General features: G+C 63.8%; 14 protein-coding genes. All 14 read left to right on the forward strand.

Annotated features, from left to right (window positions below):
- Positions 1-48: 48 nt before the first annotated feature.
- Positions 49-1,386 carry a heme biosynthesis protein HemY gene (locus tag ACUCCZ_RS04065; RefSeq protein ID WP_435916372.1) on the forward strand — a complete coding sequence of 446 codons (1,338 nt, stop codon included), beginning with the start codon at positions 49-51 and terminating at the stop codon, positions 1,384-1,386.
- Entirely contained in the window at positions 1,383-2,381 is a 999-nt protein-coding gene (locus tag ACUCCZ_RS04070) for an HAD-IIA family hydrolase (RefSeq protein ID WP_435916373.1), read from the forward strand. The genes ACUCCZ_RS04065 and ACUCCZ_RS04070 overlap by 4 nt, the downstream gene beginning before the upstream one ends.
- 70 nt (positions 2,382-2,451) lie before the next feature.
- Positions 2,452-3,021 (forward strand): biotin transporter BioY, encoded by a 570-nt coding sequence (locus ACUCCZ_RS04075; protein ID WP_435916374.1) that lies wholly within the window; start codon positions 2,452-2,454, stop codon positions 3,019-3,021.
- Positions 3,018-3,737: an energy-coupling factor ABC transporter ATP-binding protein gene (locus ACUCCZ_RS04080; protein ID WP_435916375.1), complete on the forward strand. Its 720-nt coding sequence runs from the start codon at positions 3,018-3,020 to the stop codon at positions 3,735-3,737. Before ACUCCZ_RS04075 ends, ACUCCZ_RS04080 begins: the two co-directional genes overlap by 4 nt.
- Positions 3,734-4,360: an energy-coupling factor transporter transmembrane component T family protein gene (locus ACUCCZ_RS04085; RefSeq protein ID WP_435916376.1), complete on the forward strand. Its 627-nt coding sequence runs from the start codon at positions 3,734-3,736 to the stop codon at positions 4,358-4,360. The genes ACUCCZ_RS04080 and ACUCCZ_RS04085 overlap by 4 nt, the downstream gene beginning before the upstream one ends.
- Before the next feature lie 361 nt (positions 4,361-4,721).
- A complete protein-coding gene (locus ACUCCZ_RS04090) occupies positions 4,722-5,459 on the forward strand; it encodes a TlyA family RNA methyltransferase (protein ID WP_435916377.1) in 738 nt (245 codons plus the stop codon).
- 42 nt (positions 5,460-5,501) lie between these two features.
- On the forward strand, positions 5,502-6,437 hold the full coding sequence (locus tag ACUCCZ_RS04095) for an NAD kinase (protein ID WP_435916378.1): 936 nt from the start codon (positions 5,502-5,504) through the stop codon (positions 6,435-6,437).
- On the forward strand, positions 6,434-8,113 hold the full coding sequence (gene recN, locus ACUCCZ_RS04100; RefSeq protein ID WP_435916379.1) for a DNA repair protein RecN: 1,680 nt from the start codon (positions 6,434-6,436) through the stop codon (positions 8,111-8,113). The genes ACUCCZ_RS04095 and recN overlap by 4 nt, the downstream gene beginning before the upstream one ends.
- Positions 8,114-8,187: 74 nt before the next feature.
- Positions 8,188-9,876, forward strand: coding sequence for a CTP synthase (locus ACUCCZ_RS04105; RefSeq protein WP_435916380.1), 1,689 nt, complete (start codon positions 8,188-8,190; stop codon positions 9,874-9,876).
- Positions 9,873-10,532 (forward strand): NUDIX domain-containing protein, encoded by a 660-nt coding sequence (locus ACUCCZ_RS04110; RefSeq protein ID WP_435916381.1) that lies wholly within the window; start codon positions 9,873-9,875, stop codon positions 10,530-10,532. The genes ACUCCZ_RS04105 and ACUCCZ_RS04110 overlap by 4 nt, the downstream gene beginning before the upstream one ends.
- Positions 10,529-11,449: a site-specific tyrosine recombinase XerD gene (locus ACUCCZ_RS04115; protein WP_435916382.1), complete on the forward strand. Its 921-nt coding sequence runs from the start codon at positions 10,529-10,531 to the stop codon at positions 11,447-11,449. Before ACUCCZ_RS04110 ends, ACUCCZ_RS04115 begins: the two co-directional genes overlap by 4 nt.
- An 830-nt stretch (positions 11,450-12,279) precedes the next feature.
- Positions 12,280-13,197, forward strand: coding sequence for a ParA family protein (locus ACUCCZ_RS04120; protein ID WP_435916383.1), 918 nt, complete (start codon positions 12,280-12,282; stop codon positions 13,195-13,197).
- The gene (locus ACUCCZ_RS04125) at positions 13,182-13,565 is read left to right on the forward strand and encodes a hypothetical protein (protein WP_435916384.1); all 384 of its coding nucleotides are present in this window, start codon (positions 13,182-13,184) and stop codon (positions 13,563-13,565) included. Before ACUCCZ_RS04120 ends, ACUCCZ_RS04125 begins: the two co-directional genes overlap by 16 nt.
- Positions 13,562-14,299, forward strand: coding sequence for a pseudouridine synthase (locus ACUCCZ_RS04130; RefSeq protein ID WP_435916385.1), 738 nt, complete (start codon positions 13,562-13,564; stop codon positions 14,297-14,299). Before ACUCCZ_RS04125 ends, ACUCCZ_RS04130 begins: the two co-directional genes overlap by 4 nt.
- Positions 14,300-14,302: the final 3 nt, after the last annotated feature.

Genomic DNA, 14,302 nt, shown 5'->3' on the forward strand with positions numbered 1-14,302 from the left:
TCGATTTCGGTTCGCCATGATGGCCGGGTGTGCGGGACAATAGGAGACATGGCAGATTCTTCCTCCCCCAACAACGGTCGATCCGGCGGAGACCGACGAGGTCAGGGCCGCAATGGATGGTCCGGCAAGTCGGGCGGACGCAGCGGTTGGAACTCGAAGTCGAATGGTCGTGGTGGTGACCGCCGTGACCGTCGATCCTGGTCCGATGACGGAGGTCGTCGCGGGGATCGCTGGCAAGGACGCGGGGGAGATGGAGATCGTCGTTGGAATGACGATCACAAGTCTCGTCGCGACGGTGGACGTCGTTGGGTTGACGATCGTAAGCCCCGTCGTGAGGGCGACTCGGATCGTCCTTGGCGAGACGACCGTGGGGCACGGCGTGGCGGTCAAGGACGCGATGGTCGCTGGAACGACCGGGATGATCGTCGCCGAAATGACCGACGCTGGGATGACCGCCGTCGCGAGGGTGACACCCGACATCGTGATGGCCAGGGACGTGGTGATCGCCGCTGGGACCAGGATCAGCACGATGGTCGCCGAGACTTCCGCAAGACTGACCCCAAGAATTTCCGTCGTGGCCGTCGGGATGATCGTCGCGCTGACGATGCGGTTGTCGAGGAGAAGGTGACCCAGGCTCCCGACGAGCCGATGGCGCCGCTGGACTTCGACGACAAGGCCCTGCCTGCCTCCGTTCGGGCCGAGATGCGCGGTGTTCCTGCCGACACCGCCCACATCATCGAAGGTCATTTGGTCGCTGCCGCCGAGCTCCTCAACCAGGACCCTGCCCAGGCCAATGCCCATGCCCAGGCTGCGCGTCGACGTGCCCCGCGCCTGCCCGTGCTTCGAGAGGTGGCTGCGGAGGCGGCCTACCAGGCCGGCGAGTACGCCTCGGCCCTCAACGACTACCGCGCCCTGCGCCGGATGACCGGTAATGACAACTTCTTGCCGGTGATGGCCGACTGTGAGCGCGCCCTCGGGCGCCCCCAGGCGGCGCTCCGACTCATCCGCGAAGGCCAGCAGGCCAACCTCACGCCTGCTCAGCAGGTCGAGCTGGTCCTCGTTCAGGCCGGTGCCCGTCGTGATCTTGACCAGAAGGCCGAGGCGGTTCGCCTGCTGCGCGACGCCGTCAAGAATCTCAAGGCTCCCACCGAGGCGACGGCCCGCCTGTACTACGCCTACGCCGAGACCCTGCTCGAGGCCGGTGACACCGCCGGGGCTCGCACATGGTTCGTCTCTGCTCAGAGCCACGATCCGGCCAGTTTCCTGGATTGCCAGGACCGGATCGACATCATCGATGGTCGAGAGCCGAATGAGGATCTCGACGACGACGCAGACGACATGGTGTTCATCGAGATGGACGAGGACGATGAGGAGACGAATCAGTGAGCGATACCCTCATCGATGGACACGACGCAGTCCTCTTCGACCTGGATGGCGTCATCTACCTGGGACCGCATCCAGTACCTGCTGCCCCGGGCACGATTGCGGAACTGCGTCGCAGAGGGATCAAGGTTGGCTTCGTCACCAACAACGCAGCCCGTTCCGCGGAGGTCGTCGCCCAGCACCTGACCGAGATCGGCATCCCCACGCAGGCCAGCGATGTCGTCACCTCAGCCCAGGCCATCACCGATCTTGCAGCTGAACAGCTGCCTGAAGGGGCCAAGGTGCTCATCATCGGTACCGAGTCGCTGCGAGAGGAGGCGAGAGCCCGCGGGCTCATCACGGTGGAATCGGCTCAGGAGAACCCGGTGGCGGTCATTCAGGGCTACGACCCCCACATCGACTGGTCGTTGTTGGAGGAGGCCGGGTTCGCCCTGCAAGCCGGAGCCACGTGGTACGCGGCCAACCCTGACATCACCCGTCCCACCGATCGTGGCATCGTCCCCGGTATCGGTGCCCAGCTCCAGGTCGTCGCGACGACGTGTGCCATTAAGCCGGTCATTGCAGGCAAGCCCTACCGTCCGTTGCTGGAGGCCACCGTTTCGCGTCTCGGATGCAAGGCGCCAATCTTCGTGGGGGACCGGTTGGACACCGATATTCGCGGTGCCAATGCCATGACGATGGACTCCTTGTTCGTCTTCACCGGGGCTCATGGCGTCGCTGACCTGCTGGCCGCAACACCTGAGGACCGACCGCACCACATTGCTGCGGACCTGTCGGGTCTGTTGGAGCCTGTGCGGATGGTCGAGGTGTCGGACACCCACGCTCGCTGTGGGGAGGTGGAGGTCTCATTGACCGCCGATCGCGAGGTTCGCGCTGACAGAATCCCTGACGACATGCCCGGACAGCTCGATGCCGTGAGTGCCATGATGGCTCTCGTTCACGAGCTGGGTACGACGGTTCCCGACAGGCCTGCGGCGCTTTTCGACAAGCTCCACTGAACAGTGTTCAATTGAACGTGACGGCCACCCACCGCGGGCGGCCGCTCCATCTTGTCATGGGAGGAACCCAATGTCGTCACGCCGAAGTTTTCAGGCCACAGACCTGGCACTCATCGCCGTCTTCGCTGCCCTCATCGCGGCGCTCGCGGTCATTCCGCCGATCTTCATGGTGGGAGCGGTGCCTTTCGCGCTTCAGATGATTGCCGTCATGCTGACACCGATGGTGCTCGGCAGTATCCGCGGCGGATGTGCCATTGGTCTGTACGTCCTCGTCGGTGCTCTGGGACTTCCAGTCTTCAGTGGCGGTGCCAGCGGTGTGGGCGTTCTCGTCGGCCCGACCGGTGGGTTCCTGTGGGGCTGGTTGCTGGCAGCATTCGTCGCCGGAGCTGTGGCGACGGCGGTGTTGCGTCGACGTCCACGCAAGGCAATGCTGCCGGTCTGGCTCTTCCTCGTCGCACTCGTGGACCTGGTGTGCGTCTACCTGGGCGGCATCCTCGGACTGATGGTCTTCGCCAAGCTCAGCTTGAATGCCGCCTTGGCCGCCAACGTCGCTTTCTTCGGACTCGACTTGGTCAAGGGCATTCTGGCCTGCCTCATCGCCACCGCGGTGCTCACGGCCTTTCCGCGTCTCATGCCGTGATTGAGTTCAAGGATGTCGGCGTCGATGTCGACGAGTACGACGTCGAGGGTCATCATCGACGAGTGACGATCCTCAGCGGAGTCAACCTCGCCCTGTCCGAGCGTCGGGTGGCGGTGGTCGGCCCCAACGGAGCGGGCAAGTCAACCCTTCTCAAACTCGTCAACGGGCTCATGGAGGCCACCAGAGGTACCGTCACCGTCGACGGAATTGATCCCAAGATCGACGGCAAGGCGGCGAGACGACGGGTGGGGTACGTCTTCACCAACCCCATGAGCCAGCTCGTCATGTCGACCCCCGTTGCCGACGTCGAGCTCTCCCTGCGTCAGCGCATCCACAATCGCACTGAACGTCACGAGGCCGCCATGACGATCCTCGCTGACCAGGGACTGGAGGGCATCGCCGGTCGCAGCGTCCACGCACTGTCGGGGGGAGAGCGCCAGTTGGTCTCCCTGGCGAGCGTCCTCGCCGTGGGGCCATCGGTCATCCTTGCTGACGAGCCGACGACCCTGCTCGACCTGCGCAACCGAGAAATGGTCCGCTACGCTTTCGAACGGCTGGATCAGCAGATCCTGTGTTGCACCCACGACCTCGAGCTGGCGGCCTCCTTCGACCGGGTGCTGGCCGTCGAGGACGCAAGGGTCGTCGATGACGGGGACCCCGTAGAAGTCATTGCCAGATATCGTCGACGGATGATGACTGGGGGGCTGTCCCGGTGAAGGCTGACATCTCGGCCTTCCTCGGGGGTTACCGTCCTGGTCACAGCTTGGCCCACCGAATGCCGGTGTGGTCGAAGTACGTGCTCGTGCTGGTCGTCGGGGTCACCCCGTTCTTCGTCAAGCAATGGTGGTTCTCGGCGGGCTGCCTGGTCGTGGCCGTCGTCATCGACCTGGCCGTTGCCAGGATGCCCCTTCGCACTGCGCTGTCCATCGGTGTGCCGTTGTGGATCGCGAACGCGCTCATCGTCGCCTATCACTGCTTCTTCACCACCTGGCAGCGAGGGGTGATTTATGTGGCGGGCCTGCTTGCCTGCCTCTACATCGCTCGGCTCGTCACGTGTACCACGGACCCTGGCGCTCTCATGGACGCCATCGTCGCGATGGCGCGTCCGTTGCGCCCACTGGGAGCCAAACCTGAGAAGTTCGCCCTCACCCTGGCCCTGATGTGGACCACAATTCCTTATCTCATCGGATCTGTCGGACAGGTGAGGGAGGCCGCCAGGGCCAGGGGCTTGGAGCGCTCCAGCTGGAGGTTCTTCATCCCGATGTTTGTCGGTGCAGTCGGCCATGCCCTGGAGATGGGGGAGGCTCTCAAGGCTCGCGGGCTCGGAGACGACGAGTGACCTCTTCAGCACGTCGCGCTGAGGGTGCAAGATGAGAGGGTCACAACGTGGGAACAGTTTGCCGAGAATGTGGGAGGCGACTGTCGCACGAGTGCGCTCACTTTTGGCCAGCAGTAGCCATTCGTCGACGGGAAGGCCCACCTGGAGGTACCCGCTGACGACGTTTGCTGGATCACCCGGGGACGCCAGGTGCTGCAAGACCATGACGGCACCGCTGCTCAACGTCGAGCTGGGGCCTGACGCGGATGCTTTTTCCTGGGCCAACGAGCCTGCACCGTTCGGAGTGGCACACCGTGACCGTGGTCGCCATCGTGATGGATCCAGAGTGCGCCAGGTCTCCAAGAGGTGGCAGTCTTGACCCGTGAGACTCGACCAGGCCCTCGTGGACGCCGGACTTGCGCGTTCGCGTACCCTGGCCACGCGATTGGTGCGCGAAGGGCGGGCGACCGTCAACGGAGTGGTCGTCACCAAGCCCGCAGCGAAGGTCAGTTCCTCCGATGACCTGGCGGCAGAGGACGAGGTGTGGGTCTCCCGGGCCGCTCACAAACTCATCGGTGCCTTGGACGTCCTTGACGTCGAGGTCCCAGCCCGGGTACTTGACGCCGGAGCATCCACCGGCGGATTCACCCAGGTCGTGCTGTCGAGGGGAGCTCAACTCGTCCATGCCGTCGACGTTGGTCATGGCCAGCTCTCCCCAGTGCTGCGAGAGGACCCACGGGTCATTGTCCACGAGGGACTCAACCTGCGCGACCTCACCTCTGCCGATCTGGTCACAGCCGGCCACTTCGAGCCGGTCGACCTGATCGTGGGCGACGTCTCCTTCATCTCCCTGACGATGATCATGGAACCGATCTCGGCTGTCATGAGCTCAGAGGGCTTCATGTTGTTGCTGGTGAAGCCGCAATTCGAGGTGGGGCGCAAGGCTCTTGGTGCGCACGGCGTCGTCATCGATCCGAAGCTGCGCGCTCAAGCCGTCGCGACGGTCAGCGACAAGGCCGAAGAGCTGGGGTGGGCAGTGCGCGACGAATGCGACAGCCCTCTACCGGGCCAGGACGGAAATGTTGAGCACTTCGTCCTGTTGGAACGGGCTTGCCGGTGAAAGTGGACCAGACAGGTCACATCGGGCCGCTACTGTGGTGGCGTGAGCGACACGAGCCCTTCCAGATACGTTGTCGTCGTCACCCATGCCACTCGTGACGATGCCTTTGACGCGGCCGCCGAGTTCATTGCCGAGATGGATCGCAGGAGCATTGGCTGCGCCGTTCCCGACGATCAGGTCGAGCCGATGGCGGAGAAACTGCCCGGAACTCGGGTTCAGGGTCTCGGAGAGTTCACCCATGAGGTCGAGGTCGTTGTCGTCTTCGGAGGTGACGGCACGATCCTGAGGGCCGCGGAGTGGTCCCTGCCCCGTCACGTCCCCATGATCGGCGTCAATCTGGGGCATGTCGGATTCCTGGCCGAACTGGAACGCTCCGACATGGCCGACCTGGTCAACAGGGTGTGTTCACGCGACTACACCGTTGAGGACCGGCTGGTCCTCAAGATCACCGTCACCGAGCATTCCGGTCAGCATCGCTGGAACTCCTTTGCCGTCAACGAGCTCTCCTTGGAGAAAGCAGCTCGACGCCGCATGCTCGACGTGCTGGCATCCGTGGACGAACTGCCTGTGCAGCGTTGGAGTTGCGATGGGATCCTCATCTCGACGCCGACCGGTTCCACTGCCTATGCCTTCTCCGCAGGCGGACCGGTGATGTGGCCCGATCTCGACGCGATGCTCATGGTTCCACTCAGCGCCCATGCCCTCTTCGCGCGTCCCCTCGTCATGAGCCCGGAGGCTCGCGTCGACCTCGACATTCAGCCGGACGGTTCGGAATCCGCGGTGCTGTGGTGCGACGGACGCCGATCCTGCACAGTACGCCCGGGGGAGAGGATCACCGTTGTGCGTCACCCCGATCGTCTGCGCATCGCCCGGTTGGCCGCACAGCCCTTCACCTCCCGTCTGGTCAAGAAGTTCGAGCTCCCCGTCAGCGGGTGGCGCCAGGAGCACGGACGCAACCATCCAAGGGGGAACTCGTGATTCACAGTGTCCGGATTCGTGGTCTGGGCGTCATTGACGAGACGATCCTTGAGCCCTCTCCCGCGTTGACAGCGGTGACCGGCGAAACGGGTGCCGGCAAGACGATGGTCGTCACCGGCATCGGCCTGTTGTTGGGAGACAAGGCCGGTACCGGACTGGTTCGACATGGCCGTGATCGAGCCGTCGTCGAGGCCGTTCTTGATGCTCCTGACACTGATCGCATCAATGATCTGGGCGGAAGCGTCGAGGACAGCGAGGTCATCTGTGCCCGGCACATCACTGCGCGTCGCTCCCGAGCCCTCCTGGGAGGGGCCCAGATCACTGCCGGTCAGCTTGCCGACGTTGTCGGGGACCAGGTGACGATCCACGGACAGTCCGAGCAGGTCCGACTCGTCGATGCGTCCCGGCAGCTCGACATCGTGGATCGTGCGGCTGGAAAGGAACTGGCCGCACAGTTGAAGCATCATGCCCAGCTGTGGGTGCAATTGCGTACCTCTTCCCAGCGTCTCCACCGTCTCAATGAGGACCGCGCCGGAGCCGAGATGGAACGCGAGGTGCTGTCCAGGCGGGTGGGAGAGGTTGACGCCGTCGATCCCCAGCCTCATGAGGACGACGACCTCATCGCTGAGATGGCGGGGCTTCAGGCAGCTCAGTCGATTCGGGAATCGCTGCGTAGGGCTGACGTCCTCCTCAACGGGACGGAGACGTCCACCGGCCCCCAATCGGGAGCACTGGCCCTGCTGGAACAGGCCGTTCACGAGCTGGAGGGCACCGGGGACGTCGATCCCGAGGCCGCAGAACTGGCCGAGCGCGCTCGTCAGGTGTCCTACGACCTGAGCGACCTGGCCGCTTCGGTCGCCGGGCATGCCGTGCGCGCCGAGTCCGATCCGCAGCGCCTCGAGGAGTTGGGCGGACGGCTGGCCGCGATTCAGCGACTGTTGAGGGCTCGTACGACGACTCTTGACGACCTGCTGGAGACCACCGCCGCAGATCGACAGCGTCTTGCCGAGCTCCATCCGGCTGCCAATGATCTCGACGCCCTGGGACGCGAGGTGGAGCAGTTGCGCTGCCAGCTGCGGGAGTCGGCCGACCGCATCAGCGCTGTGCGACGCCGTACCGCCGTCCGGTTGGCTGCCGAGGTGAAGCCTGAGTTGGAGGTCTTGGCCATGCCGCACGCCCGACTGGAGTTTCGCGTCGAACCTGCTCCCATGGGGCCGCGAGGTGCCGATGGTGTGACGATCATGCTGACGGCCAACCCGGGTGCGGATCCGGCCCCGCTGTCCAAGGCGGCCTCAGGTGGTGAGTTGTCGCGGGTGAGGCTGGCCCTCGAGGTTGTCGCGGCACAGGCCCAGACGCCACAGACCTTCGTCTTCGACGAGATCGACTCCGGCGTCGGAGGTGCAGTCGGCATCGAGATCGGGCGGCGACTGCGCCAGCTGGCACGACGTCACCAAGTCATCGTCGTCACCCACCTGGCCCAGGTTGCTGCCTTCGCTGACACCCATGTCGTCATCACGAAAGCCTCCGACGGGGCCGTCACCAGCTCTGGTCTGCGAGAGGTCAGCGGATCGGAGCGCGAAATTGAGTTGTCCCGGATGATGAGTGGCATGGTCGACTCGGAGTCTGGTCTGGAGCATGCTCATGACCTGTTGAACGAGGTCGCCCGGCAGGGCTGACAGGCCGTAGCCGAGTGTCCGCCAGTCGGGCCGCCTTGGCCGGGACCGTGGGTCATCCGTTAGGCTGGAGGTCCGTGGGCACCGACAATCACTCCAGCAAGCATGTTTTCGTCACCGGAGGAGTCGTCTCCTCCTTGGGAAAGGGGCTCACGGCCTCCTCTATCGGGTCCCTTCTCAAGGCTCGTGGCCTCAAGGTCACGATGCAGAAGCTCGACCCCTACCTCAACGTCGATCCGGGAACGATGAATCCGTTCCAGCATGGTGAGGTCTTCGTCACCGAGGATGGTGCCGAGACTGACCTGGACATTGGCCACTACGAGCGATTCCTCAACGAGAACCTGTCCGGTCAGGCCAATGTCACCACCGGCAAGGTCTACTCGGCTGTGATCTCCAAGGAGCGTCGTGGTGACTACCTGGGCGACACGGTTCAGGTCATTCCTCACATCACCAACGAGATCAAGGAACGCTTGTTGGCGATGGAGGACGGCAACCCCGACGTCGTCATCCATGAGATCGGCGGTACCGTCGGTGACATCGAGTCGCTACCCTTCCTCGAGGCTGCCCGTCAGGTTCGTCACGAGATCGGCCGGGAGAACGTATTCTTCCTGCACGTCTCCTTGGTTCCCTACATCAGGCCCTCCGGTGAGATGAAGACCAAGCCCACCCAGCACTCCGTGGCAGCTCTGCGGGAGGTCGGTATCCAGCCCGACGCCATCGTCTGCCGGTCTGAACGCCCGCTGGGCAAGGGCATCAAGTCGAAGATCGCCCTCATGTGTGACGTCGAGGGCCCAGCCGTCGTGTCCTGCCCGGATGCCCCCTCGATCTACCTCATCCCCAAGGTCCTGCATCGCGAGGGCCTGGATGCCTACGTCGTGCAGAAGCTCAGCCTCTTCTTCCGGGACGTCGACTGGACGACCTGGGACGATCTTCTCGACCGCGTCCGCAAGCCGCGCAGCGAGGTGACGGTGGCCCTGGTCGGCAAGTACATCGACCTGCCGGACGCCTACCTGTCGGTGACGGAGGCCTTGCGTGCCGGCGGATTCGCCAACAAGGCCAACGTCAACGTCGTGTGGGTAGCCTCGGACTCCTGCGCAACCCCCGAGGGCGCTGCCCAACAGCTCAAGGACGCCGACGCCATCTGCGTTCCCGGCGGATTCGGCATCCGTGGCGTGGAGGGCAAGATCGGTGCCATTCGCCATGCCCGCGAACACAAGGTGCCCTTCCTGGGCCTGTGCCTTGGTATGCAGTGCGCGGTCATCGAGGTTGCTCGTGACCTGGCCGGCATCGAGAATGCTGCCTCCAGTGAGTTCGACCCGCAGACCACTGACCCGGTCATCGCGACCATGGCTGAGCAGATCGATGCCGTTTCCGGAAAGGGGGATCTGGGCGGCACCATGCGCCTGGGTTCCTACCCCGCCAAGCTCGCCAAGGATTCCCTGGTGGCCGAGCTTTACGGCACGACGACGGTCTCCGAGCGTCACCGCCATCGTTACGAGGTCAACAACGCCTACCGAGATCTCCTTGAACAGGCAGGTCTGAGGATCAGCGGCACCTCACCCGACGGCGCTCTGGCGGAGTTCGTGGAGCTCGATCGCGAGGCTCATCCGTACTTCGTCGCCACTCAAGCCCATCCGGAGCTCAAGTCCCGCCCGACGCATGCCCACCCGCTGTTCCGCGGACTCATCGCGGCTGCTGTCGAGTACGCCAGGGCGGCTGCCAAGGAAGCCCCGAAGGAGGCTGCCAGGAAGGAGGCCGACAAGTGAGTCAGGAGCGCTGGGACCGCGACGAGTGCTGGCAGGTCGTTGACCACCAGGTGAAGGCCACTGGTCGGGTGTGTGACTTCGTCGATGACGCTGTCGTCACTCCGTCTGGGGAGCACATCAATCGGCAGTACATGAGTCATCCCGGTGCGGTGGGGATCATCGCCCTTGACGACCAGGATCGCGTCGCGGTGGTGCGGCAGTACCGACATCCGGTGCGCATGGTCCTCGTCGAGCCACCTGCTGGCCTGCTCGACGTCGACGGTGAGGATTTTCTGGCAGCAGCTCAGCGCGAGCTGGCCGAGGAGGCCATGCTCGCTGCCGATGACTGGCGCATCCTCCTCGACATCGTCACCACCCCCGGTGGATGCCAGGAATCCTTGCGGATGTACCTCGCCCGCGGGCTTCACGAGGCGCCTCGTCCAGAAGGCTTCGTGTTGGAGGGGGAGGAAGTGTCGATGACGGTTGGCTGGGAGCCGCTGGCCGACCTCGTCGAGGCGGTCTACGCCGGGCAGTGCCAGTCACCGACCCTGGTGACCGGGGTCACGGCACTTGAGCTGGCGCGTCGCACTGGCCGGGTCGACCAGCTGCGTCCTGCCGATTCGCCATGGCCGATTCGTGAGCGCCCCGGTGGTATCAACGGGGCCCTTGTCGAGTGACGTTCACCGCCGGTGACCAGGTCGACAACTACCTGCGTCACCTCGTCGTGGAGCGAGGTCTGTCCGACAACACGGTTCAGGCTTACCGACGCGATCTCGCCCGCTACCAGGACTTCCTCGACTCGCGCGGGATTCGATCGCTGTGCGAGGTCACCCGCGTCGACGTCGAGGAGTTCCGCCGCCACCTTGACGACCTGGGGCTCGCCCCGGCGTCGGTCACCCGGTCGGTGGTTGCCGTGCGCAATCTCCATCGCTTTGCCGCCAGTGCTGGCCAGACCCCGACAGATGTGACGGCTGGGATCTCACCGGGAACTCGCTCCCGGAGGCTGCCCAAGGCCTTGTCCATGGATCAGGTCGAGGCGCTGTTGGCGGCACCTGACACCGAAACCGTGGAAGGTCTGCGTGACGCAGCGTTGCTGGAATTGCTCTACGGCACGGGCACGCGTGTCTCGGAGATCTGTGCCCTCGACGTCGACGACATTCGTCCCGTCCTGGACGATCCAGAACTCGGCTTGAGACTCATCGGCAAGGGAGACAAGGAACGCATCGTCCCGCTGGGAAGCTATGCCGCGAAGGCGGTGACCGCCTGGTTGGTGAGAGGGCGTCCCTCCTGGGCCGGGGTGGGACATGGCGACCACGCCTTGTTTCTCAACACCCGCGGACGGAGGTTGTCCCGGCAGTCGGCGTGGGCCGTCATTCGTCGAGCTGGTAAGGCCGCAGGCCTGGACGTCGAGCACTTGTCACCGCACAGCTTGCGCCATTCCTATGCCACCCATTTGTTGGATGGCGGGGCCGATGTCCGAGTTGTGCAGGAACTCCTGGGGCACTCCTCTGTGACAACGACCCAGATCTACACCTTGGTGACGGCTGACCATCTCAGAGAGGTGTACCGGTCCTCGCACCCGCGAGCCGTGTGAGAACCCTGCTGATGGATGCTGTCGTCCGTCGGCAGGTGGAACACGTGACGGACAGCGCCGCGGCGCAGATCGCTTGGTCGCCGTCCATGACAGAAGCGACCTCCCGTAGAAGATGATGAACGACACCCCTCGTTGAAGGTGATGCTGACGTTGCCATCGGTGCTCATCTCGTCATTGACCTCCCGCCACTGTGCAACGCCATGAAATGTGAATGGATCGTCCATGGTGACGTTCACGTCAGACACCGGTCGAGGGAATGTGAATGTCGTCTGGGAGCGGTTCTCGAGGAACACGTGCGGAGTCGTGAGGGTGCTGTCGGTGGGGGGACTGGAAGATCGCCGATCCAGGCATCCTTGTCGCGCCGACGTCGTAGGTGGTGATGTCGATTCCCTCAACGTGGTCGCTATTGTAGGGTCACTCGGACTGGGCCGCGGTCGATGACACGTGTCGTAGGTTCGCATGAGGCGGCGTAGACCGGGAGGGTGGTCGCGACTACTGCGGTGGGTGCTGCCCATGACAGTCCACGAGTGAGTGTCTGTCCGAAGACATCAGGCGTTGCATTCGTGGTCAATGCGGCCTCCTTGATGCCATGGGAACGTGTTTCGTGACCTGGGTCTTGTCAGCGCGGAGTACCGAGTATATTCAAGCTATGGAATAGATATGAATTGACAGTTGATATCTTGACACGAGCTGCCAGCGGATCAATCCGCATGCGAACGGTCCTTGTGCCGGCTGCGGGGCGCAGCTGTTGGATCCGCCCACTATCGTGGGTGCGAGCACGGATTGTTGCCGTGACGATGCTGTCGTGACGTCGAGAGGAAGGTCACCACGTGTCCGAGACTGACCCCGAACCGCTGTTCCGCGTCCCCGGGCCGGGCCGGGAGGCCCAGGAGGCTGCTGAGAACTCCGTTGGTCCGACCGGACGCCCACTTCCTGACCTTCCCGAGCCGACGCCGGTTCCTGACGGTCCGAAGCACGCCACCGTCATCTCGATGTGTAACCAGAAGGGTGGAGTCGGCAAGACGACGACGACCATCAACCTGGGCGCGGGGCTGGCCGAGTATGGCCGCAAGGTACTCCTCGTCGACTTCGATCCGCAGGGATCGCTGTCGGTGGGACTGGGCGTCAACCCACACACCTTGGAGAAGTCGATCTACACCCTCCTGATGTCGCGGCGTGACGACGTTCATGACGTCATCCAGCCCACCGAGACCGAGGGCATGGATCTGCTGCCTGCCAACATTGACCTGTCGGCAGCCGAGGTGCAGCTCGTCAGCGAGGTTGCCCGTGAGCAGACCCTCAGGCGAGTCATCGATCGTGTCCGGGGCGACTACGACATGATCCTCATCGACTGTGCCCCGTCGCTGGGTTTGCTCACCATCAATGCCCTAACGGCATCTGACTACGTCATCATGCCGCTGGAATGTGAGTTTTTCGCCCTGCGCGGTATCGCCCTGCTCACCGACACCATTGAGAAGGTGCAGGATCGCCTCAACCCGGATCTGGAGATCCTGGGCATCCTCGGAACGATGTTCGACCCGCGTACCCTGCATGCCCGCGAGGTCATGGAGCGTGTCGTACAGGCCTTTGGGGACGTCGTCTTCCACACTGTCATCAAGCGCACCATCAAGTTCCCCGAGACCACCGTGGCCGGGGAGCCGATCACCAGCTATGCCTCCTCATCACTGGGAGCCCAGGCCTATCGTGATCTGGCCAAGGAGGTTCTGACACGATGCCGCGCCGAGTGAGCCTGCCGGGAGCCAACGAACTCTTCCGACCCACCGCCGACATTCACCAATCCGAACGTGCGAAGGACCCCGAGAAGATGCCGGGGAAAACCGCCAAGGACGTCCGGGCCAGGATACCTGGGGACAAGCGCACTGGTAGCGGGCGGGTCCGTCACGATGAGAAGATCACCGTGTATGTCTCCACCGAGGAACTCATTGCTCTGGAGACCGCCAGACTGACCCTGCGATCCCGGGGAATCAACGCCGATCGTGGCCGTATCGTGCGCGCATCGGTCGCCATGGCCCTGGCCGATCTGGAGGAGAACGGCCACGATTCCACACTGGCCCGTCTCCTCACCACTGACGGAACAACGCGAGGAAGAACATGAGCGACGAGCAAGGCATCCGGCTTCAGAAGGTGCTGGCCCAGGCTGGGCTGGCATCTCGCCGTGCTGCGGAAGAGATGATCACGGCTGGACGAGTCGAGGTCAACGGTGAACTCATCATTGAGCAGGGACGACGCGTCGATCCCGAGCGCGACGAGATCCGCGTCGACGGGTCTCGTATCCCCACCGCTCGACGACACGTCTACTACGTGCTCAACAAGCCGCAAGGTGTCGTGTCCACGATGGACGACCCGCAAGGACGCCCCTGCCTGTCGGACATCGAGGGAGTGCCGCGCGGTATTCGCCTGTTCCACGTCGGTCGTCTTGACACCGAGACCTCTGGCCTCATTCTGTTGACCAACGATGGTGAGTTCTCCAACCGCATGACCCACCCGTCATACAAGGTTCTCAAGACCTACTTGGCCGACGTCGAGGGTCGGGTCGATGACAAGGTCATTCGTCGCCTTGCGAAGGGCATCACCTTGGAGGACGGCCCGGTCAAGCCTGATGCCGTCCGTCTGGTGCAGGTCAGCGACGAGCACTCCCTGGTCGAGGTGAGCCTTCACGAGGGCCGAAATCGGATCGTGCGTCGCATGATGGACTCGGTCGCACACCCGGTGCGCCGACTGTCGCGGACTGCGATCGGGCCGGTTCGACTAGGGCGTTTGGGACGTGGCGACATGCGCGAACTCACGCACGAGGAGCTGGGTCAGCTTCTCGACCTTGTCGAATTGTGAGGC

This window comes from Cutibacterium nasicola (genome assembly GCF_052654715.2).

Bases quoted from the DNA above. Each gene is read 5' to 3' on its own strand.
- ACUCCZ_RS04065 (WP_435916372.1), top strand. From the start codon at position 49: ATGGCAGATTCTTCCTCCCCCAACAACGGTCGATCCGGCGGAGACCGA.
- ACUCCZ_RS04075 (WP_435916374.1), top strand. From the start codon at position 2,452: ATGTCGTCACGCCGAAGTTTTCAGGCCACAGACCTGGCACTCATCGCC.
- ACUCCZ_RS04125 (WP_435916384.1), top strand. From the start codon at position 13,182: ATGCCGCGCCGAGTGAGCCTGCCGGGAGCCAACGAACTCTTCCGACCC.
- ACUCCZ_RS04130 (WP_435916385.1), top strand. From the start codon at position 13,562: ATGAGCGACGAGCAAGGCATCCGGCTTCAGAAGGTGCTGGCCCAGGCT.